25 protein-coding genes are annotated in these 24,536 nt (G+C 70.6%); 14 read left to right on the plus strand and 11 right to left on the minus strand.

Annotation, left to right across the window (positions count from 1 at the left end; all coding sequences use genetic code 11):
- Positions 1-11: 11 nt before the first annotated feature.
- Positions 12-566: a TetR/AcrR family transcriptional regulator gene (locus ACZ63F_RS19555; RefSeq protein ID WP_469712439.1), complete on the minus strand. Its 555-nt coding sequence runs from the start codon at positions 564-566 to the stop codon at positions 12-14.
- A gap of 154 nt (positions 567-720) precedes the next feature.
- Between ACZ63F_RS19555 and ACZ63F_RS19560 the strand changes: the two genes are divergently transcribed.
- The 3 genes from ACZ63F_RS19560 (at position 721) to ACZ63F_RS19570 (ending at position 4,998) form a co-directional block, all read left to right on the plus strand.
- Positions 721-2,154 carry an aldehyde dehydrogenase gene (locus tag ACZ63F_RS19560; protein ID WP_469712440.1) on the plus strand — a complete coding sequence of 478 codons (1,434 nt, stop codon included), beginning with the start codon at positions 721-723 and terminating at the stop codon, positions 2,152-2,154.
- Between the two features lie 120 nt (positions 2,155-2,274).
- The gene (locus tag ACZ63F_RS19565; protein WP_469712442.1) at positions 2,275-3,468 is read left to right on the plus strand and encodes a serine hydrolase domain-containing protein; all 1,194 of its coding nucleotides are present in this window, start codon (positions 2,275-2,277) and stop codon (positions 3,466-3,468) included.
- Between the two features lie 39 nt (positions 3,469-3,507).
- Positions 3,508-4,998, plus strand: coding sequence for an aldehyde dehydrogenase family protein (locus tag ACZ63F_RS19570; protein WP_469712443.1), 1,491 nt, complete (start codon positions 3,508-3,510; stop codon positions 4,996-4,998).
- A 931-nt stretch (positions 4,999-5,929) separates the two neighbouring features.
- Here the strand turns inward: ACZ63F_RS19570 and ACZ63F_RS19575 are convergent.
- Complete coding sequence (locus tag ACZ63F_RS19575; protein WP_469712444.1) at positions 5,930-6,127, minus strand: hypothetical protein; 198 nt, start codon at positions 6,125-6,127, stop codon at positions 5,930-5,932.
- Positions 6,128-6,163: 36 nt separating this feature from the next.
- On the opposite strand from ACZ63F_RS19575, the gene ACZ63F_RS19580 reads away from it, so the two are divergent.
- Positions 6,164-6,472 (plus strand): hypothetical protein, encoded by a 309-nt coding sequence (locus ACZ63F_RS19580; protein ID WP_469712445.1) that lies wholly within the window; start codon positions 6,164-6,166, stop codon positions 6,470-6,472.
- 113 nt (positions 6,473-6,585) lie between these two features.
- Here the strand turns inward: ACZ63F_RS19580 and ACZ63F_RS19585 are convergent, their stop codons facing one another.
- The 3 genes from ACZ63F_RS19585 to ychF all read right to left on the minus strand — a co-directional run bounded on the left by ACZ63F_RS19585 (position 6,586) and on the right by ychF (position 8,634).
- A complete protein-coding gene (locus ACZ63F_RS19585) occupies positions 6,586-6,999 on the minus strand; it encodes a DNA-binding protein (RefSeq protein ID WP_469712447.1) in 414 nt (137 codons plus the stop codon).
- The gene (locus ACZ63F_RS19590) at positions 6,981-7,265 is read right to left on the minus strand and encodes a hypothetical protein (protein ID WP_081551891.1); all 285 of its coding nucleotides are present in this window, start codon (positions 7,263-7,265) and stop codon (positions 6,981-6,983) included. Before ACZ63F_RS19590 ends, ACZ63F_RS19585 begins: the two co-directional genes overlap by 19 nt.
- Positions 7,266-7,545: 280 nt before the next feature.
- Positions 7,546-8,634: a redox-regulated ATPase YchF gene (gene ychF, locus ACZ63F_RS19595; protein WP_469712449.1), complete on the minus strand. Its 1,089-nt coding sequence runs from the start codon at positions 8,632-8,634 to the stop codon at positions 7,546-7,548.
- 197 nt (positions 8,635-8,831) lie between these two features.
- On the opposite strand from ychF, the gene ACZ63F_RS19600 reads away from it, so the two are divergent.
- Positions 8,832-9,395, plus strand: a complete 564-nt coding sequence (locus ACZ63F_RS19600) for a DUF6542 domain-containing protein (RefSeq protein WP_469712450.1) — start codon at positions 8,832-8,834, stop codon at positions 9,393-9,395.
- 50 nt (positions 9,396-9,445) lie between these two features.
- Here ACZ63F_RS19600 and ppgK read toward each other — a convergent pair whose 3' ends face one another.
- Together ppgK and ACZ63F_RS19610 are read right to left on the minus strand one after the other, a co-directional pair.
- Positions 9,446-10,195 (minus strand): polyphosphate--glucose phosphotransferase, encoded by a 750-nt coding sequence (gene ppgK / locus ACZ63F_RS19605; protein WP_469712452.1) that lies wholly within the window; start codon positions 10,193-10,195, stop codon positions 9,446-9,448.
- Between the two features lie 76 nt (positions 10,196-10,271).
- Positions 10,272-11,285, minus strand: a complete 1,014-nt coding sequence (locus ACZ63F_RS19610) for a 4-hydroxy-3-methylbut-2-enyl diphosphate reductase (RefSeq protein ID WP_469712454.1) — start codon at positions 11,283-11,285, stop codon at positions 10,272-10,274.
- A 151-nt stretch (positions 11,286-11,436) separates the two neighbouring features.
- Here ACZ63F_RS19610 and ACZ63F_RS19615 point away from each other — a divergent pair, with 151 nt between their 5' ends.
- The 4 genes from ACZ63F_RS19615 (at position 11,437) to ACZ63F_RS19630 (ending at position 13,872) form a co-directional block, all read left to right on the plus strand.
- On the plus strand, positions 11,437-11,571 hold the full coding sequence (locus tag ACZ63F_RS19615) for a hypothetical protein (protein WP_469712455.1): 135 nt from the start codon (positions 11,437-11,439) through the stop codon (positions 11,569-11,571).
- 66 nt (positions 11,572-11,637) lie between these two features.
- Positions 11,638-12,846, plus strand: coding sequence for an exodeoxyribonuclease VII large subunit (gene xseA, locus ACZ63F_RS19620; RefSeq protein WP_469712457.1), 1,209 nt, complete (start codon positions 11,638-11,640; stop codon positions 12,844-12,846).
- 35 nt (positions 12,847-12,881) lie between these two features.
- Entirely contained in the window at positions 12,882-13,118 is a 237-nt protein-coding gene (locus tag ACZ63F_RS19625) for an exodeoxyribonuclease VII small subunit (RefSeq protein WP_469712459.1), read from the plus strand.
- Positions 13,119-13,281: 163 nt separating this feature from the next.
- Positions 13,282-13,872 (plus strand): malonic semialdehyde reductase, encoded by a 591-nt coding sequence (locus tag ACZ63F_RS19630; protein ID WP_352366515.1) that lies wholly within the window; start codon positions 13,282-13,284, stop codon positions 13,870-13,872.
- Between the two features lie 91 nt (positions 13,873-13,963).
- On the opposite strand, the gene ACZ63F_RS19635 is transcribed toward ACZ63F_RS19630, so the two are convergent.
- On the minus strand, positions 13,964-14,488 hold the full coding sequence (locus ACZ63F_RS19635) for a DUF4245 domain-containing protein (protein WP_351959530.1): 525 nt from the start codon (positions 14,486-14,488) through the stop codon (positions 13,964-13,966).
- Between the two features lie 126 nt (positions 14,489-14,614).
- Between ACZ63F_RS19635 and glpX the strand changes: the two genes are divergently transcribed.
- Positions 14,615-15,652 carry a class II fructose-bisphosphatase gene (gene glpX / locus ACZ63F_RS19640; protein WP_093499329.1) on the plus strand — a complete coding sequence of 346 codons (1,038 nt, stop codon included), beginning with the start codon at positions 14,615-14,617 and terminating at the stop codon, positions 15,650-15,652.
- Positions 15,653-15,805: 153 nt separating this feature from the next.
- Here the strand turns inward: glpX and ACZ63F_RS19645 are convergent, their stop codons facing one another.
- A complete protein-coding gene (locus ACZ63F_RS19645; RefSeq protein WP_089099070.1) occupies positions 15,806-16,189 on the minus strand; it encodes a WhiB family transcriptional regulator in 384 nt (127 codons plus the stop codon).
- 153 nt (positions 16,190-16,342) lie between these two features.
- Positions 16,343-17,044 carry a DUF1707 SHOCT-like domain-containing protein gene (locus ACZ63F_RS19650; RefSeq protein WP_469712461.1) on the minus strand — a complete coding sequence of 234 codons (702 nt, stop codon included), beginning with the start codon at positions 17,042-17,044 and terminating at the stop codon, positions 16,343-16,345.
- 181 nt (positions 17,045-17,225) lie between these two features.
- Here ACZ63F_RS19650 and ACZ63F_RS19655 point away from each other — a divergent pair, with 181 nt between their 5' ends.
- Positions 17,226-18,896: a fumarate hydratase gene (locus tag ACZ63F_RS19655; protein ID WP_352366510.1), complete on the plus strand. Its 1,671-nt coding sequence runs from the start codon at positions 17,226-17,228 to the stop codon at positions 18,894-18,896.
- Positions 18,897-19,254: 358 nt separating this feature from the next.
- On the opposite strand, the gene ACZ63F_RS19660 is transcribed toward ACZ63F_RS19655, so the two are convergent.
- On the minus strand, positions 19,255-19,629 hold the full coding sequence (locus ACZ63F_RS19660) for a hypothetical protein (protein ID WP_352354459.1): 375 nt from the start codon (positions 19,627-19,629) through the stop codon (positions 19,255-19,257).
- 185 nt (positions 19,630-19,814) lie between these two features.
- On the opposite strand from ACZ63F_RS19660, the gene ACZ63F_RS19665 reads away from it, so the two are divergent.
- From ACZ63F_RS19665 to ACZ63F_RS19675, 3 genes are all read left to right on the plus strand, one after another.
- Positions 19,815-21,200 carry a class II fumarate hydratase gene (locus ACZ63F_RS19665; RefSeq protein ID WP_469712462.1) on the plus strand — a complete coding sequence of 462 codons (1,386 nt, stop codon included), beginning with the start codon at positions 19,815-19,817 and terminating at the stop codon, positions 21,198-21,200.
- Between the two features lie 84 nt (positions 21,201-21,284).
- Entirely contained in the window at positions 21,285-21,998 is a 714-nt protein-coding gene (fomD, locus tag ACZ63F_RS19670) for a cytidylyl-2-hydroxypropylphosphonate hydrolase (protein WP_469712463.1), read from the plus strand.
- Positions 21,999-22,302: 304 nt separating this feature from the next.
- Positions 22,303-24,393 (plus strand): SpoIIE family protein phosphatase, encoded by a 2,091-nt coding sequence (locus ACZ63F_RS19675; RefSeq protein ID WP_469712464.1) that lies wholly within the window; start codon positions 22,303-22,305, stop codon positions 24,391-24,393.
- Positions 24,394-24,536: the final 143 nt, after the last annotated feature.

Below are 24,536 nucleotides of genomic sequence, written 5' to 3' on the forward strand. Positions count from 1 at the left end.
GATGGTGGGGCTCACGCGCGCAGGATGGCCGCCGCGGTGGCGACGATGGTCGCGCGGCGACGCTCGCGGTCCACGTCGGATCCCACGGCGGGCATGAGGGGGGTATTGCTCAGCGACAGCAGGATCATGAGATCACGCAGCTCTCCGGCCGGCAGGGTCGTCGGCACGAGGCCGTCCTTCTGGGCCTCGGCGATACGGTCGACCTTCGCCTGCTGCTCGTCGTAGACGACCTGGGGCAGCTTGTGCTCGGGGCGCTCCAGTTGTCGCCAGGCCGCCAGCCGGACCACCTGGGGATGCGCCTGGTAGTAGTCGTACAGGCGGCCCGCGTAGCCCGGCAGGTCGGTCGGCTCTATCGGGACAGCGTTGACGATCTCGGCGACCAGGCGGCTGTAGACGATGTCGAAGAGCTCGACCTTGCTGCCGAAGTAGCGGTACAGCAAGGCGTTGTTCACGCCGGCGTTCCTGGTGATCCGGTCGACCCGGGCGCCGGCGATGCCGTACTGGGCGAACTCCTCGGTAGCGGCCTCCAGGATCTTGCGTCGGGTCTCGTCTGCATTGCCTGCCATGCCCACCATCATATGTAGGTAGGTTCCTACTTGCAAAGACGCGGACCCAGTCGTACCGTCGAAAAGTAGGTAACCACCTACTTGCACTACTCGGAGCGTCCCTGCTGGTCCTTCTGGACGACACCCCGGGCGCGTTCTTCTTCCGGAGCACGGGATGATCAATGTGGAGCAGCTGTACATCGGGGGCCGCTGGACGGCCCCGACCCTCGACGAGTGGATCGAGGTGCGGTCACCGCACGACGGATCGCTGGTCGGCCGTGCCGCACAGGCGGCACCCGCCGATGTCGACGCCGCCGTGGCCGCGGCCCGCGCCGCTTTCGACGACGGGCCGTGGCCGACGCTGCCGCCGGAGCGGCGTCAGGCCCTGGTGACGCGCTTCAACGAGCTGCACGCTGCACGGGCCGCCGAGTTCGCCGCTCTCGTCACTTCGGAGAACGGCAGCCCGGCCTGGTTCACCCAGGCCCTGCAGACCCAGGTGCCCGAGCAGACCGCCGCGTACCTGCGGGCTGCCGAGGAGTTCGGCTGGGAGGAGCCGGTGATCAGCCCCTCCGGTGCCCGGGCCCTTGTGCGCCGCGAGCCGGTGGGCGTCGTGGCCGCGGTGATCCCGTGGAACGCCCCGCACCAGTCGGCCCTGGTGAAGGTGATCCCTGCGCTGCTGGCGGGGTGCACCGTCATCCTCAAGGTCGCGCCCGAGACGCCGCTGGACGGGCTGCTGCTGGGGGAGCTGTTCACCGAGGCGGGCTTCCCGGAGGGCGTGGTGAGCATCCTGCCCGCCGGTCGCGACACCAGCGAGTATCTCGTCGCCCACCCGGGAGTCGACAAGATCGCCTTCACCGGCTCCACCCGCGCCGGGCGCCGTATCGCGGCCCTGGCCGGTGAGCAGCTCAAGCGGGTCAGCCTCGAGCTGGGCGGCAAGTCCGCCTCGATCGTGCTGGAGGACGCCGACCTCGACGCCGTGGCCCAGGCCGCGCCGATGATGGCGTTCACCAACAGTGGCCAGTCATGCGCCGCGCACACCCGCCTGCTGGTGCCGCGCAGTCGCTACGAGGAGTTCGTCACCGCCATCGGGGCCGCGGCCGAGAAGGTCACCCTGGGCGATCCGGCCGATCCCGGGAACTTCGTCGGTCCCCTGGTCACCGCCGCGCAGAAGGAGCGGGTGCTCGGCTACATCCAGTCCGGCCTGGACGAGGGCGCCCGTCTGGTCACCGGCGGCCCGGGGACACCCGAAGGCTTCGAGCAGGGCAACTACGTCCGCCCGACCGTCTTCGCCGACGTCGACAACTCCATGCGCATCGCCCAGGAGGAGATCTTCGGCCCGGTCCTCGTCGTCATTGCCTACGAGGACGAGGACGACGCGGTCCGCATCGCCAACGACTCCCCCTACGGACTGAGCGGCGGAGTCTGGACCAGCGACACCGAGCGCGGCCTGGCCCTGGCCCGCCGCATCCGCACCGGCACGTTCCTGGTCAACGGCGCCCCCGGCGGCTTCGACGCCCCCTTCGGCGGCTACAAGGCCAGCGGCATCGGCCGCGAGTTCGGCACGGTCGGTCTCACCCAGTACGTCGAGCACAAGTCGATCACGCACTGAAGCCGCCCTCCCGGGCATCCGGTCGGCGGACCGCCGCGGCCCACCGACCGGCCCCCTCATCCCCCCCACTCGCCTCATGGACGGCCGGGACCTACGGCCGCATCCCCGCAGGGAGCACCCATGCACCGCATCGAAGGAACCGTCGCCGCAGGCTTCGAGGACGTCAAAGAAGCCTTCGCCCGGGCCCAGGAGACCGATCCCGGCAACGCCCAGCTCTGCGTCTACCACCAGGGCCGGTCCGTGGTCGACCTGTGGACCACCCGCCCCCTGGCGCCCGGCACCGGAGACTTCGGCCCGGACCGGCTCAGCATCATCATGTCCTGCACCAAAGGAGTCACCGCCACCTGCGTGCACCTCCTTGCCCAGCGCGGCCTGCTGGACTACGACGCCCCGGTCGCCGCCTACTGGCCCGAGTTCGCCGCCGCCGACAAGGGGGCCATCACCGTCGCCGACGTGCTCGCCCACCGGTCCGGCCTGGCCGCGTTCGACCCGGTCGAGCAGATCACCCTGGCCGACCTGCTCGACTGGGACACCTGCACCCAGGCACTCGCGCGCATGGAACCGCTGTGGACGCCCGGCAGCGCCTTCCTCTACCACGCGGTGACCTACGGATACCTCGTCGGCGAGCTGATCCGCCGCATCGACGGCCGCAGCCCCGGGCAGTTCCTCGCAGACGAGATCGCCACCCCGCTCGGCCTCGACCTGTGGATCGGGCTGCCCGCCGACGAAGAACCCCGGGTGGTACCGCAGACCGACGACACCCCCGCAGCCCCAACGCCACCGGACGGTCTACTGGCCGGCGACGCCGCCGAGAACCGTCTGGCCCTCGCTTACATGGCAGCCGCCGCCGGAAACGTGGACGGCACCGAACTCAACAACCGCGCCGTACACGCCGCACAGATCCCCGCCGCGAACGGCATCGCCAACGCCCGCTCCCTGGCCCGCCTCTACGCAGCCACCATCGGCGAAGTCGACGGGATCCGCCTCCTCGAGCCGGCCACCATCGACACCGCCCGCACGCCCCGCACCGACCATCTCACCTCCCCCTCCCCGCTCGACCGCCTCCCCGCGCCCATCCCGCTGCGCTTCGGACTCGGCTACGAACTTGACCGCGGCGGAGAACCCATGCTCGGCCCCGGCTCCTTCGGCCACTCCGGCGCAGGCGGCCGCCTCGCCTTCGCCCACCCCGAACGCGACACCGCCGTCGGCTACGTCTGCAACCGCCTGGCCTGGGACTACGCGGCCGGAGCCGACGCCCGCTGGCTGCCGTGGACCGAAGCCCTCACCACCTGCCTCACCCGCCAGGGCCACTGAACCCGCCCCGCTCACCCAATCCCCACCGGAGCTGACGTCATGTCCACTACCACCACCCCCTTCGCGCCCTCCGACCCCCTCGCCGACATCGACCGGGTCTTCGCCCTCCACAAGGCGGCGTACTCACCGGGCAAGAGCCCCACCTACCGCGAGCGCATCGAACGCCTCGACCGCGTGGAACAGCTCCTCAAGACCCACTGGACCGCGCTGAGCGACGCGCTCGTCGAGGACTTCGGCCACCGCAGCCGCGACCAGATCCTCGCCGCCGACATCATGCCGCCACTGCTGCACCTGCGGCACGTCAAGCGCCACCTCAAGCGGTGGATGCGCCCGCAGCGCCGCTCCTCCGGCGCGCTCGGACTGGCCGGCGTGCGCAGCCGCCTCGTCTACGAACCGCTCGGCGTCGTCGGCGTCATGTCGCCCTTCAACGCCCCGGTCAGCCTCGCCCTCGACCCCGCGATCGAGGCCCTGGCCGCCGGCAACAGCGTCATCATCAAGCCCTCCGAATCCACCCCTCGCCTGACCTCGCTGCTCAAACGGCTGGTGGCCGAATCGTTCGACGAATCCGTCCTCGCCGTCGTCGAGGGCGATGCCCAGGTCTCCGCGCACTTCTCGGCCCTGCCGTGGGACAAGTTCGTGTTCACCGGCGGGACCGAGATCGGCAGCAAGATCCTCGCCGCGGCCGCCCCGAACCTCACCCCGGTCATCCTCGAACTCGGCGGCAAATGCCCCGCCTTCATCCTGCCCGACGCCGACATCGACGCCATCGGTGCCAAGGTCGCCCAGGGCCGGCTGGGCAACGGCGGACAGGTCTGCCTCGCCGTCGACTACGCCCTCGTCCCCGAGAACTCCCTGGAAGCATTCCTCGCCGCCGTCCTGCGCAAGAACAACGAGGACTTCCCCACCCTCCACGACAACCCCGAGGTCTCCGCCCTCATCGACCAGCGCTCCTACGACCGCGTCACCGCCCTCGTCGACGAGGCCCGCGCCAAGGGCTTCCGCGTCCTGCAGCCCGACCTCTACGCAAACGAGCCTGCACCGGCCGAGACGCGTCAACTCCCGCTGAGCATCGTCGTCAACCCCGACGACCAACTACGGCTGCACCAGACCGAGGTGTTCGGCCCCGTCCTGTCCGTGTACACCTACCGCACCCTCGACCAGGCCATCGACATCGTCAACGCCAAGGCCAAGCCGCTGGGCCTCTACGTCTTCGGCCACGACCGCCACGCCACCGACACCATCATCGCGCGCACCTCCAGCGGCGGAGTCTCCGTCAACGAACTCGCCCTGCACGCCCTGTCCAACAGCATGGGCTTCGGCGGAGTCGGCCCCAGCGGCATGGGCCGCTACAAGGGCGGCCAGATCGGCTTCGAAGCGTTCAGCAACCCCAAGTCCGTGCTGTACCAGGGCCGTCTGATGGCCCGCTTCAGCGCTGACGCCGCGCCGCCGTGGAAGAACGACCGGCCGCGCAAGGCCATCCTGCGCATGACCGGTCTGGCACAGCCCGCGCCCCAGCACTCGACGCGGTAGGCGGCGACTGGCCGCCATGCGCCGCACCAGACGGTGCCACCTATTGCCGCCCCTGCATGGTCAGTTGTGTTCGAGCAACGAAGCACGCCTCATCCGATCGAAGGCTCTCTCATCCCGCTCCGAATTGCCCCGGAACAGACGGGCACTGTCTCCGGTGGCAGGGCGCCCAGAACGCGGGAGGCTACATGTACCAGGCCCTCAACGATCGGCAGCAGGCCGTTCTCGACTGGGTGGGTCAGGGGTGTCCCGACGGAGTCTGGCCGGACAGTGCGTACAAGACCAGCGGACAGGCCCTGCAGAACCGAGGACTCGTCAAAGTCACCAAGCGCCGCGGACAGTGGAGCGCCCACCGCACCGAGAAGGGGCGGCAGCATCTCATCGAACGCGGCATCCACCCCGTGGAGCAGAGCACCCGGCCGCCGGAACGGCCCGCCCGGAAGCCGACACCACCCCGTCCCAGAGCCGCACCGAAGGCCCGTACGAACTACGCGGACCAACTACTCGAAGAACTGGCCGCGAACGATGGCTGTCTCATCAAGCCCATCGAATCCGGCCTGCACGCGGTGAACTGGGCATCACGCGTCAGCGCCGCCCGCAAGTCCGGCAAGATCCCCCGCACCCAGGAACTCCACGGATACCCAACCCACAGCGGCTACGAAATCAAGCTCGTCGACATCCCCGCCTGGCGCCTCGCCGAACCCGCTCCGCTCCCTGTGCCGGCCAGACTCACCAAACCCCATGCCGTCGTGGCCGCCCTCCAAAAGCAGCCGCAGCCCATGGGCCTGACCAAGCCCCTCCAGGGCCGAGCCCTGCGCATCATCCACACCCTCATCACCGCCCAAGGCGAAGCGTCGGATTCCTCGTCCTTCAAGAACAGGACCGCAGCGAACACATCCCCACCGACAAGGAACTCGCCGACGCCAAAAAGCACTCATGGAAGCGCATCCCGCGCTTCGACTACACCCCCTCCAACCGCCTGCGCTTCATCCTCCGCGGCGGCAGCCCGCACCGCGCCAGCGAACGGACCGACCTCCCCGACCGGCCGCTCGAAGACCAACTCGCCGAGATCGCACAAGAGATCGGCCTGCGCGGCGAAGCCGCGGAACGCAAACGCCTTGCGAACCAGCAAGCCAGAGAGGTGCAGCAAAAGCGGTGGGAAGCCGCCATGCAGGAAGCCCGCGCCGCCTATGCCCACGCCTACCGCGTCAAACACCTCGGAGAACAGGCAGACGCCTGGCACAAGGCCAACCACCTGACCGAATACATCGCAGCAGTACGCGACCATGCCGCATCACTGCCGCCCGGGCAGGAACGGACCGAGATCGAGGCGTGGCTCGCATTCGCGGACGCGCACCTGCAACACTTCACTAAAGCGGTCTCAGCGCCGAAACTTCCTACGCCGCCGAAGCCCAACAGCGACGACCTCAAGCCCTTCCTCGGCCACTGGAGCCCCTACGGTCCCCGCTCCTACTGAGCGGCAACATACGGCGGATCGCCGGTTACCGAAACCGGAGATCCACCGAATACTTCGAGCTCCACCGCCACTCACTGACCAACCGTCGAAAGGCAGAAAGCCGACCAGGGGAATCACACCGCCACGAGCCGTACCCGCTCACCGCACAGCTTGGCCATGTCGTCAATATCGGAAGTCAGCATGACCACGGGGCGATGCTGTCGCAGCGCGGCCTCGGCGACGGCCGCATCGATCGCGTATTTGTGCCCGTGCAACCCGGCATTCATCAGCAACTTCGAGGCAGCCCTCGCCTCCTCGTCACCGACCGGGACGACCCGCAGCCCGGAAAGCACCCAGTTCAGGCGGGACTTGTTCGTACGCGCGTGGACCGCTTCGATAATGGTGAGCGCACTGATCATGACCTCCATGCCACGCGAGCGCGCCTCAGCGATCAGAGCCACCACCTGCTCGTCGTCGGCGAGCAGCTTCGAGAGCCCCTCGCTGTCGAGTACCAGCGTCCCCTCGTGACTCAGCCTGCGGCGGGCCATTCGGCCTCCTCGGCGAACACCTCGTCGAAGACCTGCCGCGCCCGCTGCCGCGCCGGCTCGGAGACCGGCCCCTTGCGGCTCTCGTAATCCGCCAGGTACTCGTCCAGAACCTGCCCGCGCAGCTCACGCTCGACCGCCTCGGTGATGAACGCGGAGAACTCCCGCTTCCCCACCCGCGCCCGGATCGCCTCCGCGGTCCCTTCGGGCAGCGACAGGCTCACCCGCGTCGCCGGGCCTTCCCCGATGCTGTACGTCGTCTCACCCATACCCCCGATTGTGTCAAACGAGTAGGAAAACTGCCACGTCCGCACGACCTTCACAGCTCGACCAGCGCCCTGCTCGCACAAATCCCAGCACGGGCGCCCTCATCCCATCCCAGCACAATCCCAGCACGGTACGGATGACCAGGGATGACGACAGGTGACGAGGGGTCAGCTATCCCAGCACCATCCCAGCACGGAAAAGACCAAGGGCCCGACCCCGAAGAGCCGGACCCTCTCTGACCTGCACGTTTGCTAGATCAGTGACGTGGTGATACGTCAGCCGCTACACGTTGAAGCGGAACTCCACCACGTCCCCGTCCTGCATCACGTAGTCCTTGCCCTCCATGCGGGCCTTGCCCTTGGAGCGGGCCTCGGCCACCGAGCCGGTTTCGACGAGGTCGGCGAAGGAGATGACCTCGGCCTTGATGAAGCCCTTCTGGAAGTCGGTGTGGATCACGCCGGCCGCCTCGGGGGCCGTGGCGCCCTTCTTGATGGTCCAGGCGCGGGATTCCTTGGGGCCGGCCGTGAGGTAGGTCTGCAGGCCGAGGGTGTCGAAGCCGACGCGGGCGAGGGTGGCGAGGCCGGGCTCCTCGGCGCCCACCGACTCCAGGAGCTCCAGGGCGTCCTCCTCGTCGAGTTCGGCGAGGTCCTGCTCCAGCTTGGCGTTGAGGAAGATCGCCTCGGCGGGGGCGACCAGGGCGCGCTGCTCGGTCTTGAAGTCCTCGTCGACCAGTTCGTCCTCGTCGACGTTGAAGACGTAGAGGAACGGCTTGGTGGTCAGGAGGTGCAGGTCGTGCAGGAGCTCGGCGCGCTCCGAGCCCTGGACGATGCCGTGGGCGAAGAGCGTGTCGCCCTTCTCCAGGATCTCCTTGGCCTCCTCGACCGCCTTGACCTTGGGGGCCACGTCCTTCTTGATGCGCGACTCCTTCTGGAGCCGCGGCAGGACCTTCTCGATGGTCTGGAGGTCGGCGAGGATCAGCTCGGTGTTGATCGTCTCGATGTCGTCCTTCGGCGAGACCTTGCCGTCGACGTGCACGACGTTCTCGTCCTTGAAGGCCCGGATGACCTGGCAGATCGCGTCGGACTCACGGATGTTCGCGAGGAACTTGTTGCCCAGGCCCTCGCCCTCGGAGGCGCCGCGCACGATGCCCGCGATGTCGACGAAGTCGACCGTGGCCGGAAGGATGCGCTCCGACTTGAAGATCGACGCCAGCCTGGCCAGACGGGCGTCGGGGACGCCGACGACACCCACGTTGGGCTCGATCGTGGCGAACGGGTAGTTGGCCGCGAGCACGTCGTTCTTGGTCAGGGCGTTGAACAGGGTCGACTTGCCGACATTCGGCAGGCCGACGATTCCGATCGTGAGCGACACGTTGCGACTTCCCGTAGTGAGTGGGTGAGTGAGCCGGGGGGCTGCCAGTGCCGGCGGGCCGGCCGATCCACCAGTTTACGGGGTTCGGGGCACCCTGCCGGCGGCCGCGTCGAACACCTGGCCAAGGGCCGCTCTTCGGCTTGGTTTCGGCGTGTCTGGGCTGCGACTGGGCACATAAACAGACCTAGGTTGGTCCGGTGGAGCATCACAGGACCCGACCCCGACAGCCCGGACCGCGTCGAGGCGGCCCCCGTCCGCCGCTGCCTCCGCAGGCGAGACCGCGGCCGGGGACGCGGCCGGGGACGGCAGGGCGCCGGCCCGCTCCTGGGAGGTCGCGTACGGCACCGGTGACGCAGCCCGCGAGGCTGCCGAACCCACGGCTCACGGGGCTCGGCTGCGGCCTTTTCTGCATGGCCGCGATGCTCACGCTCGGCTTCCTGGACGACCTGCTCCTCGGGGCGTCCCTGACCGTGTACGGCGTGCTGTCCCTGCCGGTGTCCGCACTGACCGCGCTGTGGGTGCGCGGGGGCGACCTGCTGACCGCTCCCGTCGTCATCCCGATCGCCTTCGCCGTCGGCCTGCCGACCGTCGCCGACGACGGCGGCGGGGGTTTCCTGGGCGCGGTGATGGGCCTGGTGACGGCCCTGTCCACGCAGGCCGGCTGGCTCTACGGCGGGACGCTGATCGCCGGGGTGATCGTCATCGTCCGCCGGATCCGGGTGGTCCGGACGGCCCGGGCGGTCCGGCGCCGCCGGACCTGACCCCGGCAGGCGGGCCGGGGTCAGGGTGCGGCGGGGGCAGGGGGTGCCGCCTACTTGGCGTGGTGTGCCGCGCGCATCGCCGCGCCCACGATCCCGGCGTTGTTCTGCAGCTGGGCCGGGACGATCTCGGCCTTGACGCCCTCGATGTACGGCAGGAACTTCTCGGCCTTGCGGCTCACCCCGCCGCCGATGATGAACAGGTCCGGGGTGAAGAGCATCTCGACGTGCGCCAGGTACTTGTTGACCCGGCGCGCCCAGTGCTCCCAGCTCAGGTCCTCGTCCTCCTTGGCCTTGCTGGAGGCCTTCTTCTCGGCGTCGTGGCCGCCCAGCTCCAGGTGGCCGAGCTCGGTGTTGGGGACCAGCTCGCCGTCGACGAACAGGGCGCTGCCGATGCCGGTACCGAAGGTGAGCAGGAGGACGACGCCCCTGCGGCCCCGGCCGGCGCCGAACTCGATCTCGGCCACGCCCGCCGCGTCCGCGTCGTTGACCACGGTCACCGGGAGACCGCCGAGCCGCTCGCTGAACAGCGTGCGCGCGTCGGTGTCGATCCAGCTCTTGTCGACGTTCGCCGCCGTACGGATGTGGGTGCCGTCGGTGATCACCCCGGGGAAGGTGAGCCCGACCGGGCCGCTCCACCCGAAGTGGTCGACGACCTGCTTGACCCCGTCGGCGACGCCGTCCGGCGTCGCCGGGTGCGGGGTGAGCACCTTGCACCGCTCCTGGGCCAGGTCGCCCTTGTCCAGGTCCACGGGAGCGCCCTTGATCCCGGAACCACCGATGTCCACGCCGAAGATCTGCATGGCTCCACGTTACGTCGTACGACTGACAGTCACGACGTCGGACGGGCCCGCGGTCACACAGTCGTACGGACGGTGGTCACGCGCCGGCGCCGGTGCCGCCGCGCTCGGAGACCAGGGCGGCCGCCTCTTCGCGCAGGTCACGGCGGAGTTCCTTGGGCAGCGAGAAGGTGATGGACTCCTCGGCCGCCTTGACGATCTCGACGTCACCGTAGCCGCGCTCGGCGAGCCACTCCAGGACCTGCTCGACCAGCACCTCGGGTACGGAGGCGCCGGAGGTGACGCCGACGGTCGTCACGCCGTCCAGCCAGGCCTCGTCGATCTCGTCGGCGAAGTCGACCAGGTAGGCCGCGCGGGAGCCGGCCAGCTTGGCGACCTCGACCAGCCGCTTGGAGTTGGAGGAGTTGCGGGAGCCGACCACGATGACCAGCTCGGCCTCGGCGCCCATCTGCTTCACGGCGAGCTGACGGTTCTGCGTGGCGTAGCAGATGTCGTCGCTGGGCGGCGAGATGAGCTGCGGGAACTTCTCCTTGAGGGCGTCGACGGTCTCCATCGTCTCGTCGACGGAGAGGGTGGTCTGGGAGAGCCAGACGACCTTGGACTCGTCGCGGACCTCGACCTTGGCGACGTCCGCCGGGCCGTCCACCAGCTGGATGTGGTCGGGGGCCTCGCCGGAGGTGCCGATGACCTCCTCGTGGCCCTCGTGGCCGATCAGGAGGATGTCGTAGTCCTCGTTGGCGAAACGGACGGCTTCCTTGTGGACCTTGGTGACGAGCGGGCAGGTCGCGTCGATGGTGGCGAGGCGGCCGCGCTCGGCCTCCTCGTGGACGACGGGGGCGACGCCGTGCGCGGAGAACATCACGATGTTCCCCGGCGGGACCTCCTCGGTCCGCTCGACGAAGATCGCGCCCTTCTTCTCCAGGGTCTGCACGACGTACTTGTTGTGGACGATCTCGTGCCGGACATAGATCGGGGCCCCGTACTGCTCCAGGGCCTTCTCGACGGCGATCACGGCGCGGTCCACACCCGCGCAGTAGCCACGGGGGGCGGCGAGCAGGACACGGCGGCCAGGCGAAGCAGTCATGGCACCCATCGTAAGGCCGCGTTCGGGGGCTCGAAGATCGCCTCCGGGTGACGATCCCGGGGAGAACGGCGGAAGACACGGAAGACACGGAAGACCCGGGGTGCGCGGGCAGGGCGGGGGCGGGGCCCGGGTGCGGCGGGGGCGGCACGTGGTGATGCCGGTGCCCGGGGTTGCGATCACGGTCGCGGTGATCGTGGCGGCCTCCGGGGCGGCGCAGGTGGTGGGGGTGGTGTGGCTGGCGGTGGGGCTGGTGGTGCTCGTCGTGCAGCGCGGCCGGCCCCCTGCCGCGGCCTGAACGGCCTCGTCCGCAGCCCCGCACGGGCTGGAGGGCGCTGTCGGTGCGCGCCGTTACGCTCGGCGCATGGCTTTGAACACGTCCGCTGAAGCTCCCGTGCCCGTCGGCGAGATCTCCCGGCTCATCGGGGGGTGGATCGACCGGCTCGGGGCCGTCTGGGTCGAGGGGCAGATCACGCAGCTGTCGCGGCGGCCGGGGGCCGGGGTCGTGTTTCTGACGTTGCGGGATCCGTCGTACGACATCTCGATCGGCGTGACCTGCTTCCGGCAGGTCTTCGACGCCGTGGCCGACGTGGTCGGCGAGGGGGCCCGGGTCGTGGTGCACGCGAAGCCCGAGTGGTACGCGCCGCGTGGGCAGCTGTCCCTGCGGGCCGCCGAGATACGGCCGGTAGGGGTCGGGGAGCTGCTGGCGCGGCTGGAGATGCTCAAGAAGGCGCTGGCCGCCGAGGGGCTGTTCGCCGCCGGGCGGAAGAAGCCGTTGCCGTTTCTGCCGCAGCTGATCGGGCTGGTGTGCGGGCGGGCGTCGGCGGCCGAGCGGGACGTGCTGGAGAACGCCCGGCACCGGTGGCCCGCGGTGCGGTTCGAGGTGCGGAACGTGCCGGTGCAGGGCGTGCACGCCGTCCCGCAGGTCGTGCAGGCCGTGAAGGAGCTGGACGCGATCGAGGAGGTGGATGTGATCATCGTCGCGCGCGGGGGCGGCAGCGTGGAGGATCTGCTGCCGTTCTCCGACGAGCAGCTGGTGCGGGCCGTCGCGGAGTGCCGTACGCCGGTCGTCTCCGCCATCGGGCACGAGCCCGACACCCCGTTGCTCGACTACGTCGCGGACCTGCGCGCCTCCACCCCGACCGACGCCGCGAAGAAGGTCGTCCCGGACGTGGGGGAAGAGGCGGAGCGGGTGCGGATGCTGCGGGACCGCGGGCGGCGGTGTGTCGACGCGCTGGTGGCGCGGGAGGAGCGGGGACTGGCCAACGCGCTCGCGCGGCCGGCCATGGAGGACCCGCACCGGATGGTCGACGAGCGGGCCGATCACGTCGCCTCGCTGGTGGACCGTTCGCGGCGCACCCTCGGGCATCTGCTCGACCGCGCCGACTCCGAGCTGACGCACACGCACGCGCGCGTGGTGGCCCTCTCCCCGGCCGCCACGCTGAAGCGCGGTTACGCCGTGCTGCAGAAGGGCGACGGCCACGTGGTGCGCGACGGCGCGGAGGTCGAGCCGGGCGAGGCGCTGCGGGCGCGCGTCGCCGAGGGTGAGTTCACGGTGCGGGTGGACGGCTAGTCCATGCCGTACGGGCGGATGAGAGAGGTGTGTGCATGAGCGGCAGGGCCGAGGAGACGCTCTCCTACGAGCAGGCGCGGGACGAGCTGATCGAGACCGTGCGGCGGCTGGAGGCCGGCGGGACGAGCCTTGAGGAGTCGCTGGCGCTCTGGGAGCGGGGCGAGGAGCTGGCCAAGGTGTGCCGGCGGTGGCTGGAGGGGGCGCGGGCCCGGCTGGACGCGGCCCTGGCCGAGGAGGAGGACGGGGGGGACGAGGCCGAGGCGGAGGGCTGAGCGGGGGGCTCGCGGGGGCTTCGTGGTGCCGGTGTGAGGCGGATCACCGAGCGAGGTCCGGTCTTTGTTGAACCTTGAACCTTCCTGGCGTATGGTCGTGCCGTCAGGCTATCCGGACCGCGGTCCGGATTTGAACGCGATGTGACCCCCAGGAAGTTCAACCATGTCTCTCGTTCTCGATCCCGCCGCTCAGGACCTGCTGTTCCGCGAGGCCCGCACCGCCAACACCTTCACCGACGAGCCGGTGACCGACGAGCAGGTGCAGGCGATCTACGACCTGGTCAAGTACGGCCCGACCTCCATGAACCAGTCGCCGCTGCGCGTGGTCCTGGTCCGCTCCCCCGAGGCCCGCGAGCGCCTCGTGCAGCACATGGCCGAGGGCAACCAGAAGAAGACCGCCACCGCCCCGCTGGTCGCGATCCTCGCCGCGGACAACGAGTTCCACGAGGAGCTCCCGGAGCTCTTCCCGCACTTCCCGCAGGCCAAGGACGCCTTCTTCGGCGACCGCGCGGTGCGCGAGGGCAGCGCCGCCCTGAACGCCGCCCTCCAGGCCGCCTACTTCATCATCGGCATCCGTGCCGCCGGGCTCGCCGCCGGCCCGATGACCGGCGTCGACTTCGCGGGCATCCAGAAGGAGTTCCTGGACGACGACCACACCCCGTTCGTGGTCGTCAACATCGGCAAGCCGGGCCCGGACGCCTGGTTCCCGCGCTCCCCGCGCCTGGCCTACGACGACGTCGTCACGACCGTCTGAGCCCGCCGGAAAGAACGGTGAGAGGCCCCCGGCAACGGCGCCGGGGGCCTCTCGCGTTCACGTCGTGACGCCCGCGTCAGGACAGCTTCCGTCAGGACAGCTTCAGGGCCGCGGCCATCTTCGTCAGCTCGGTGAAGGAGGCGGTGCCGGCCACGACCGTGGTGGAGCCGGTGGTGCCGTCGAGCACCAGCGCGTCGTAGCGGCCGCCGGTGTAGTGCGTCCAGGTGCGGTCGCCGATCTTCTCGGTCGTCTTCGTGGCCGACGCGCCCTGACTGGCGTCGTCGATGAAGTCCGCGCGCTTCTGAGTCGACTGCTCGATCTGGACGTACTGACCGTCGGGGGTCTGGTAGCCGAGGTGCCAGCGGTCCCCGGCCTCACCCTGGAAGCGGACCGAGGTCGCCTTCCAGGTGCTGGGCAGGCCCTGGGGCGCGGCCACCGGATAGCTCGCCGCGCGCCGTGCCGTCAGCAGCTCGACCCGGTAGTCGACCCGCTGGATGTCGGGAGCGTGATCGTCGTGCGGGACGAGCAGGTAGATGAAGCCCGCCGCGAGGCCGATCAGGGCCAGGGAGAGAATCATGTCCCGGACCGTCTTCTGCTTGCCGTTCGTGCCTGCCACGTCCCCTATCGTCGCAGGTGCCCGCTGCGCTCATCCGTGGGGTCCCCTGCTCATTTTGTCAGCCTGGCGATAGAGTCGACGGGAAACCCTCATCCGGCCGTCGTCGTATCAGAAAGGTGCGCTCCGATGACCGAGAATCATCATCACCTGCCGTCCGAACTCGATGTTCCCTCCGAGGCCCCCGACCGCAACCTCGCCCTGGAGCTGGTCCGGGTGACCGAGGCCGCCGCGATGGCCGCGGGACGCTGGGTCGGCCGCGGCGACAAGAACGGCGCCGACGGCGCCGCGGTGCGCGCGATGCGGACCCTCGTCTCCACCGTGTCGATGAACGGCGTGGTCGTCATCGGCGAGGGCGAGAAGGACGAGGCGCCGATGCTCTTCAACGGAGAGCGCATCGGCGACGGCACCGGGCCCGAGGTCGACATCGCCGTCGACCCGATCGACGGGACGACGCTGACCGCCAAGGGCATGCCCAACGCGATCGCCGTGCTGGCCGCGGCCGAGCGCGGGGCCATGTTCGACCCGTCCGCCGTCTTCTACATGGACAAACTGGTCACGGGCCCGGAGGCGGCGGACTTCGTCGACATCGACGCGCCCGTCTCCGTCAACATCCGGCGGGTCGCCAAGGCGAAGCGGGCCACCCCGGAGGACGTGACCGTCGTCATCCTCGACCGGCCGCGGCACGAAGGGATCATCAAGGAGATCCGGGAGGCCGGCGCGCGCATCAAGCTGATCTCCGACGGTGACGTCGCCGGGTCGATCTACGCCCTGCGCGAGGGCACGGGCGTCGACATGCTGCTCGGGATCGGCGGCACGCCCGAGGGCATCATCTCGGCGTGCGCCGTGAAGTGCCTCGGCGGGACCATCCAGGGCAAGCTGTGGCCCAAGGACGACGAGGAACGGCAGCGGGCGATCGACGCCGGGCACGACCTGGACCGGGTGCTGACCACCGAGGACCTGGTGACCGGCGAGAACGTCTTCTTCGTCGCGACGGGCATCACCGACGGCGAACTGCTCCGGGGGGTGCGGTACCGGTCGGAGACCGCGCTGACCGAGTCCATCGTGATGCGGTCGAAGTCGGGGACGGTGCGGCGGATCGACTCCGAGCACCGGCTGCGCAAGCTGCGGGCGTACAGCACGGTGGATTTCGACCGGCCGAAGTAACGCGGTCGGGGCAGGGGGCTGCGGTGCGCCGGTGAGTGCGGGCGCGTCGTGGCTGGTCGCGCAGTTCCTCCCCCAGCGCCCCTAAAAAAGACAGGGGCGATGCCCCCTCGGCAAGCGAGAAGGCGCCCTCGGTGCGGAGAGGACGCCTTTTCGTCAGCCTGCCTGCGCTATGCGGTTCGCCGCTGCCGCTCGCGCCGCCTTCTTCAGTTCCATGTCGCGGCGCCTGCGGCGGGCCAGGACCACGCGGCGCTCCGCCGCGGTGAGGCCGCCCCAGACGCCGTAGGGCTCGGGCTGGAGCAGCGCGTGTTCGCGGCACTCGACCATCACAGGGCAGCGGGCACAGACCCGCTTGGCCGCCTCCTCGCGGGACAGCCGGGCGGCGGTGGGTTCCTTGGAGGGTGCGAAGAACAGGCCGGCCTCGTCGCGCCGGCACACCGCCTCGGTGTGCCAGGGTGCGTCTTGGTCCCTGTCCCGCACTGGCACCCGCTGGGCCGGAACGGCAGCTACCTGCAGGGACGAATGCGGCGGTTGCAGCACGGGTCTACTCCTGACGACGGCTTCGCGAGCGAGAGACGATGCAGCAAGGCCTACCCGCTGTGCGCGGGCCTATGCACAGCGTTCTCAACAGCCGTAGCCCGTAGGCTTGTTCACGACCCCTGGGGCCGCTGGGCAAGGAGTGATTCGCGACCGTCAACGGTCCAGGTGTTTGCGCACCGTCCGGTCGACCTTGTCCTGAACCCGGTCCAGGATGTCGGCGATGAGCTTTCCGCGCTTCGGCCGCGCCTCCACGTTGCCGAGGACGGCCCAGCCGTCGACGTAGACGACCGGCGCGTCGGAGTCGACCGAATCCAGCGTGTCCGCCTCGAAGTTGCCGAGCACGCCGCCCCCAGTGCCGCGCAGCGACACGTTCTCCGGGACGCGGATCTGGATGTCGCCGAAGACCGAGATCGCCTTGATGACGACCTGCTGGTACTCGAATATCGCCTCGGTGAGGTCCAGCTCGACGGAGCCGAAGACCGCGTAGGCGTGCAGCCGGCGGCCGGCCCGCCAGCGGCCGCGGCGGCGGGCGCTGCTGAAGACGGCGACCACGTTGCTGTCCGCCTCGACGGGGATCGCGCCGGGAGTGGGCCGCGGGGGCACCGGCGTGTAGGCCGGGGCGGCCGGGCGGGCGTGGGCCGCGGGCAGGTCCCGTATGAAGACCTCCAGCTCGCCCACCGTCTTGGCGTTCAGCACCCCCTCCACGCGCTCGGCGTGCTCGTCGGCGGTCAGGCGCCCCTCGGCGAGGGCCTCCCGCAGGATGTCGGCGATACGGTCGCGGTCCGCGTCGGAGGCGCGCAGCTCGGCCACCGGCGCCCCGGCCCGCTCCTGAGGGGTCTGCTTCTGAAGGTCCACGGCAGCAGCGTACCGAAACGCGATAGATCGCGACTACCCTTCGCCGCGACCTGTGGAAAACCCGTACGCTCCGCGAACTGAGCCTTACCTCACAGGTTCCGTGTCAGCGGCAGGTTCTACGCTGGACAGCGCCCGCCAGCGTCGGCGGGCGGCCGTCCGTCAGAGTGAGGAATGGGCTGAGATGCCTGAGTTCGCGTATACCGATCTGCTCCCCCAGGGCGAGGACACCACCCCGTACCGGCTGGTGACCTCGGAGGGCGTGTCCACCGTCGAGGGACCGGACGGGCGGACGTTCCTCAAGGTGGAGCCGGAGGCGCTGCGCAAGCTCGCCGAGGAGGCGATCCACGACATCCAGCACTACCTGCGCCCGGCCCACCTCGCCCAGCTCCGCCGGATCGTCGACGACCCGGAGGCGTCGGGCAACGACAAGTTCGTCGCGCTCGACCTGCTGAAGAACGCCAACATCGCGGCGGCCGGCGTGCTGCCCATGTGCCAGGACACCGGCACGGCGATCGTCATGGGCAAGCGCGGGCAGAACGTGCTGACCGAGGGCGGCGACGAGGCGGCGCTGAGCCGCGGCATCTACGACGCGTACCTGAACCTCAACCTGCGCTACTCGCAGATGGCTCCGCTCACCATGTGGGAGGAGAAGAACACGGGGTCGAACCTGCCGGCCCAGATCGAGCTGTACGCCACCGACGGCGGCGCCTACAAGTTCCTCTTCATGGCGAAGGGCGGCGGCTCGGCCAACAAGTCGTTCCTCTACCAGGAGACGAAGGCCGTCCTCAACGAGGCCTCCATGATGAAGTTCCTGGAGGAGAAGATCCGTTCGCTCGGCACGGCCGCCTGCCCGCCGTACCACCTGGCGATCGTGGTGGGCGGTACGAGCGCCGAGTACGCGCTGAAGACCGCCAAGTACGCCTCCGCGCACTACCTGGACGAGATCCCCGCCGAGGGCTCGGAGCTCGGGCACGGCTTCCGGGACAAGGACCTGGAGCAGAAGGTCTTCGAGCTGACCCAGAAGATCGGGATCGGCGCGCAGTTCGGCGGCAAGTACTTCTGCCACGACGTGCGGGTGGTGCGGCTGCCGCGGCACGGCGCGTCCTGCCCGGTCGCCATCGCGGTCTCCTGCTCCGCGGACCGCCAGGCGGTCGCGAAGATCACCGCCGAGGGCGTGTTCCTGGAGCAGCTGGAGACGGACCCGGCGCGGTTCCTGCCGGAGACGACGGACGAGCACCTCGACGAGTCCTCGGACGTGGTGCGGATCGACCTCAACCAGCCGATGGACACGATCCTCGCCGAGCTGACCAAGTACCCGGTCAAGACGCGGCTCTCGCTCACCGGGCCGCTGGTCGTGGCGCGGGACATCGCGCACGCCAAGATCAAGGAGCGGCTCGACGCGGGTGAGGAGATGCCGCAGTACCTGAAGGACCACCCGGTGTACTACGCGGGGCCCGCGAAGACGCCCGAGGGGTACGCCTCCGGGTCCTTCGGGCCCACGACGGCCGGGCGCATGGACTCCTATGTCGAGCAGTTCCAGGCGGCCGGGGGCTCCAAGGTGATGCTCGCGAAGGGGAACCGCAGCAAGCAGGTCACCGACGCGTGCGAGGCGCACGGCGGGTTCTATCTCGGCTCCATCGGGGGGCCGGCCGCGCGGCTCGCGCAGGACTGCATCAAGAAGGTCGAGGTCGTCGAGTACGAGGAGCTCGGCATGGAGGCGGTCTGGAAGATCGAGGTCGAGGACTTCCCGGCGTTCGTCGTCGTGGACGACAAGGGCAACGACTTCTTCCAGGACCCCGCCCCGGCTCCGACGTTCACCACGATCCCGGTGCGAGGGCCCGGGCTGGCGTAGTGCGTCCGGGGCGGCGAGGGAGGATGTCGCCCCCGCCGCCCCTACCCGTCCCGTCCCTCCAGGGGGTGGGCCCCCTTCGACCGCCCGGTTCGGGGGCTGCCGCCCCCGGACCCCCGCATCGGCCTGCGGCCTCGTCCTCAAACGCCGGACGGGCTGGACAGTGGGGGCGCGGGCCCGTCGCCGTCCTCAAACGCCGGACGGGCTGGACAGTGGGGGCGCGGGCCCGTCGTCGTCCTCAAACGCCGGACGGGCTGGAGGGTGGAGGTGCGGGCCGGCCTCGTCCCCGAACGCCGGACAGGCCGGACAGTGGGGGTGCCGGCCTGCCTCGTCCGCCGTGCGGGGTGATGAACGAGCGTCGTCAGTCGGGGATGCAGCCGAACCAGTTCACCGAGTCGCCGTCCTTGGTGTAGCCCATGCACCGGACGGTTTCGTCGTGCAGTTTCTCGGTGTGGTCGACCGGGCCGTTCGCGTAGTCCGTCGTGTGGTGGGGCTGCGCCAGGTTGTCGATCGCGACGCGGTACCAGGGACGTTTGCTGGACGGCAGGGTGCAGCCGTGGCTCGTCATGTTGCGGCTGGGATCGCCGCTCCACACCGGGCGTTCGGCGCGGTCGCAGTGGGCCCGGTGGGCTCCGCCGTCGGCGGCGGCGGTGCCGGCGCCCGCGCCCAGCAGGGTCGCCGTGCCTATGGACACCGCCGCCAGGGCGCCGAGCAGACCCTTTGGAGTGAAGTTCATGAGTGGCCCTCCTGGTAGCCGTGGTGACGGCAGGGAGTCGCCCTGCCGCCTTGGGCTGATCGTCACACTTGTCCTGGATGTCCCGCCCGGCGAGCGGAGGGGCAGTCCCCCGACCCGGTGACGTCGGTGGTGCCAATGCAGCAGGCGCCCGGAACAACCGCCGCCCCCCGATCGCTGACAAGGGCATGAGCGACTACCGCATCGAACACGACTCCATGGGCGAGGTCCGGGTCCCCGCGCACGCCAAGTGGCGGGCCCAGACGCAACGGGCCGTCGAAAACTTCCCCGTCTCCGGGCAGCGGATCGAGCGCGCGCACATCGAGGCGCTGGCCCGCATCAAGGGCGCGGCGGCCAAGGTGAACGCCGAGCTGGGGGTGGTCGACAAGGACGTCGCGCAAGCGATCCAGGAGGCGGCCGAGGAGGTCGCCGCGGGGAAGTGGGACGAGCACTTTCCCGTCGACGTGTTCCAGACCGGGTCCGGCACCTCGTCGAACATGAACACCAACGAGGTCCTCGCGACGCTGGCGACCGAGCGGCTGGGGCGGGACGTCCATCCGAACGACCACGTGAACGCCTCGCAGTCCTCCAACGACGTGTTCCCGTCGTCCCTCCACATCGCCGCCACCGCCGCCGTCACCCGTGACCTGATTCCGGCCCTGGAGCACCTCGCCGACTCGCTCACCAGGAAGTCCGAGGAGTTCGCCGATGTGGTGAAGTCGGGGCGGACCCATCTGATGGACGCGACGCCGGTCACGCTGGGGCAGGAGTTCGGCGGGTACGCGGCGCAGGTGCGGTACGGCGTCGAGCGGCTGCGGGCCTCGCTGCCCCGGCTGGCCGAACTGCCGCTCGGCGGGACGGCGGTGGGCACCGGGATCAACACCCCGCCCGGGTTCTCCGCCGCGGTGATCGAGGAGGTCGCGCGGGTCACCGGGCTGCCGTTCACGGAGGCCCGCAACCACTTCGAGGCGCAGGGCGCCCGGGACGGGATCGTGGAGACCAGCGGGCAGCTGCGGACCGTCGCGGTCGGCCTGACGAAGATCGCCAACGACCTGCGGTGGATGTCCTCGGGGCCGCGGACCGGGCTCGCCGAGATCTCGCTGCCCGACCTGCAGCCGGGGTCCTCGATCATGCCGGGGAAGGTCAACCCGGTCATCCCCGAGGCCGTGCTGATGGTGGCCGCGCAGGTCGTCGGGAACGACCAGACCATCGCCGTGGCCGGCGCGGCCGGGAACTTCGAGCTCAACGTGATGCTGCCGGTCATCGGGAAGAACGTGCTGGAGTCCGTCCGGCTGCTCGCCAACGTCTCGCGGCTGCTGGCCGACCGGACCGTGGACGGGATCACGGCGCACCGGGAGCGGGCCCGGGAGTACGCCGAGTCGTCGCCGTCCGTGGTCACGCCGCTCAACAAGTACATCGGGTACGAGGAGGCCGCCAAGGTGGCCAAGAAGGCGCTCGCGGAACGTAAGACGATCCGCCAGGTGGTCATCGAGAGCGGGTACGTCGAGCGGGGCGACCTGACCGTCGAGCAGCTGGACGAGGCGCTGGATGTCCTGCGGATGACACGGCCGTAACCACGTGCGAACGTTTCGCGCCGCCCGGCCAGAACCGTGACGTCCACCGCAGCGTCGTATGCCTACGGCACCTAATATCTGTCCATGGCAGACGGTGGAGCGGTGAGACGCGTGATGCGCGGGGAAACGGGCGGTGCGACCGGCGACGGGACCGGTTTCTGGACTCCTGGGAGCCAGATCCTGTGGCGGTACCGGGAGAACGCCGGGCACGGCTTCCACATCGCGCGCCCCGTCACCGTCGTCCGGGACGACGAGGAGCTGCTCGCCGTCTGGCTGGCCCCCGGCACCGAGTGCGTCCGACCCGTGCTCGCCGACGGCTCGTCGGTCGGTGAGGAACCGCTGGAGTCCCGCTACACCAAACCCCGGTCCGTCACGCACGGCCACTGGCACGGCACCGGCGTGCTGAAGCTGGCCCGGCCCGGTCAGCCCTGGTCGGTGTGGCTGTTCTGGGAGCCGGGCTGGCAGTTCAAGAACTGGTACGTCAACCTGGAGCAGCCGCTGGCCCGCTGGGACGGCGGAGTGGACTCGGAGGACCACTTTCTGGACATCTCCGTGCACCCGGACCGCAGTTGGCGGTGGCTCGACGAGGACGAGTTCGCGCAGGCCCAGCGGGACGGGCTGATGGGCGCACAGACGGCCGCGGCGGTGCGGGCGGCGGGCCTGGCCGCGGTGGCCGCCGTCGAGGCCTGGGAGGCGCCCTTCTCGGCCGGCTGGCAGCACTGGCGCCCGGACCCGTCCTGGGAGGTACCGTCACTGCCGAAGGACTGGGACCGTACGCCCGCGCACGTGTCCTCATGAGACCCTTGATGCGCCCCCGGTCCACAACCGTAGGATCGTCCTCCGCAAGGAAGCGTGAGCACAACTCCCGGATCATGCGCCGGGCTTGACCGAACGTCACCGAGGGGCGGCAGGACGTGAGCGAGGGGTACGAGGGCAACACCGGCGAGCGGCGCACGGGCCGCAGATCGTTCGCCGGTGGCACAGGAACAGCCTCCAGCCACGCCGAAATTCCGTTCCTGGGACACGTAATCCGGGTATCGGCACTTCGGCGGGACCACCTGCGCGCCCGGCGCGCAGCCCCGGACGGACGGATTCGACACGCGTGACGGAGCACCCCACCTCCTACGAGCGCCCACAGCCGGGCGCCGACCCCGCGGAGGCCCGCGGGGCGCTCCTGCGTACCCCGCAGCCGCAGTTGCAGACGCAGGGACAACCCCAGCCCTGTCCGCGCGGCGGCACCGCCTTACCGGCACAGGCCCGCGCGGGCGAGACGCCTTCCGGCCCCGGTACCAGCACGTCCGAGGAGCACTCCGTCAACGGCCCCGAGCACGCCCAGCCCACCAGCGCTGAGCCCGATCCGCACCGGCCGCGCCCCGCCCCCGACGGCATCCCGCCGCAGCCCGCCGCCGAGCCGGAGCGGGTGGCGAGCGCGCAGGAGCGGCGTACCGGACGCGGACTGCCGCCGGGCCGGCCGATGCCGATGCGGCGGGACGGCGACCGGCTGCGCTTCGTGGGCGCCGCGACCCGGCGGATCGCCCGGGGCATCGACCTGGACGAGATCGTGATGGGGCTGTGCCGGGCGACCGTGCCGACCTTCTCGGACGCGATCCTGGTCTATCTGCGCGACCCGCTGCCGGTCGGCGACGAGCGGCCCGTCGGCCCGGTGGTGCTGCGGCTGCGCCGCACCGACCGGATCCCGGAGGAGCGGGACGGCGAGGGCTTCCCGCCCCTGCCGGTCCCGGAGCCGGATCCCGCCGACATCGGCCTGGCCGCCCTCACCGCGGAGCTGTGCGAGGTACGGCCGGGCGGCGCGCTGAACGAGGTGCTGCGGGGCGTGCGTCCGGTTTTCGCGGACTCCCCCGCGGCACGCGCGGCGCTGCCCGAACTCCTCGGCGAGGGCAACGAGTCGCTCGTCCCCGGTGCCCAGCACGCGATCCTCGCCCCGCTGCGCGGCCGGCGCCGGGTGATCGGCGCGGCCCTGTTCCTGCGCCGCCCGGAGCGGCTGGCGTTCGAGACCGACGACCTGCTGGTCGCCGCCCAGCTGGCCACGCACAGCGCGCTCGGCATCGACAAGGCGGTGCTGTACGGCCGGGAGGCGTACATCGCCGACGAGTTGCAGCGGACCATGCTGCCGGAGAACCTGCCGAGCGCGACGGGCGTGCGGCTGGCGTCCCGCTACCTGCCGGCCGCCGAGACGGCCCGGGTGGGCGGCGACTGGTACGACGCGATCCCGCTGCCCGGGAGCCGGGTGGCGCTGGTCGTCGGTGACGTCATGGGTCACTCCATGACGTCGGCGGCCATCATGGGCCAGCTCCGGACGACCGCGCAGACGCTGGCGGGCCTCGATCTGCCGCCGCAGGAGGTCCTGCACCACCTGGACGAGCAGGCCCAGCGGCTCGGCAGTGACCGGATGGCGACCTGCCTGTACGCCGTCTACGACCCGGTGTCGCACCGCATCACCATCGCCAACGCCGGTCATCCGCCGCCGGTACTGCTGCACCTGGGCGGGCACGCCGAGGTGCTGCGGGTGCCGGCCGGGGCGCCGATCGGCGTCGGCGGGGTCGACTTCGAGGCGGTGGAGCTGGACGCGCCGGCGGGGGCGACGCTGCTGCTGTACACCGACGGTCTCGTGGAGTCCCGGCTGCGGGACGTGTGGACCGGCATAGAGCAGCTGCGCGAGAAGCTCGCCGCGACGGCGCAGCTGACGGGGCCGGACCATCCGCCGCCGCTCGAGGCCCTGTGCGACGAGGTGCTCGACATGCTCGGGCCGGGTGACCGCGACGACGACATCGCGCTGCTCGCGGCCCGGTTCGACGGGATCGCGCCGAGCGACGTGGCGTACTGGTTCCTGGAGCCGGAGGACGCGGCGCCGGGGCGGGCCCGGCGGCTCGCGCGGCGGGCGCTGGCCCGCTGGGGCCTCGAGGAGCTCACCGACTCCGTCGAGCTGCTGGTCAGCGAGGTCGTGACGAACGCGGTGCGGTACGCGTCGCGGCCGGTGACGTTGCGGTTGCTGCGGACCGATGTGCTGCGTTGCGAGGTCGGGGACGACGTGCCCCAGCTGCCCCGGCTGCGGCAGGCCCGCGCGACGGACGAGGGCGGCCGGGGCCTGTACCTGGTGAACCGGCTGGCACGGCGGTGGGGGGCGACGCGGCTCAGTACCGGGAAGGTCGTCTGGTTCGAGCTCAACAGGTAGCGCGGTGGGGGCTGCTTGATGTCGTCCGGGAGCTGCGGGCCGGTGGGGGGGGGGGGGGGGGGGGGGGGGGGGGGGGGGGGGGGGGGGGAGGGGGGAGGAGGGGGGGAGAAGGAGAGGGAGAGCGCACGCGGCAGCAGGGCACG

This window comes from Streptomyces sp. NPDC104761 (genome assembly GCF_055583445.1).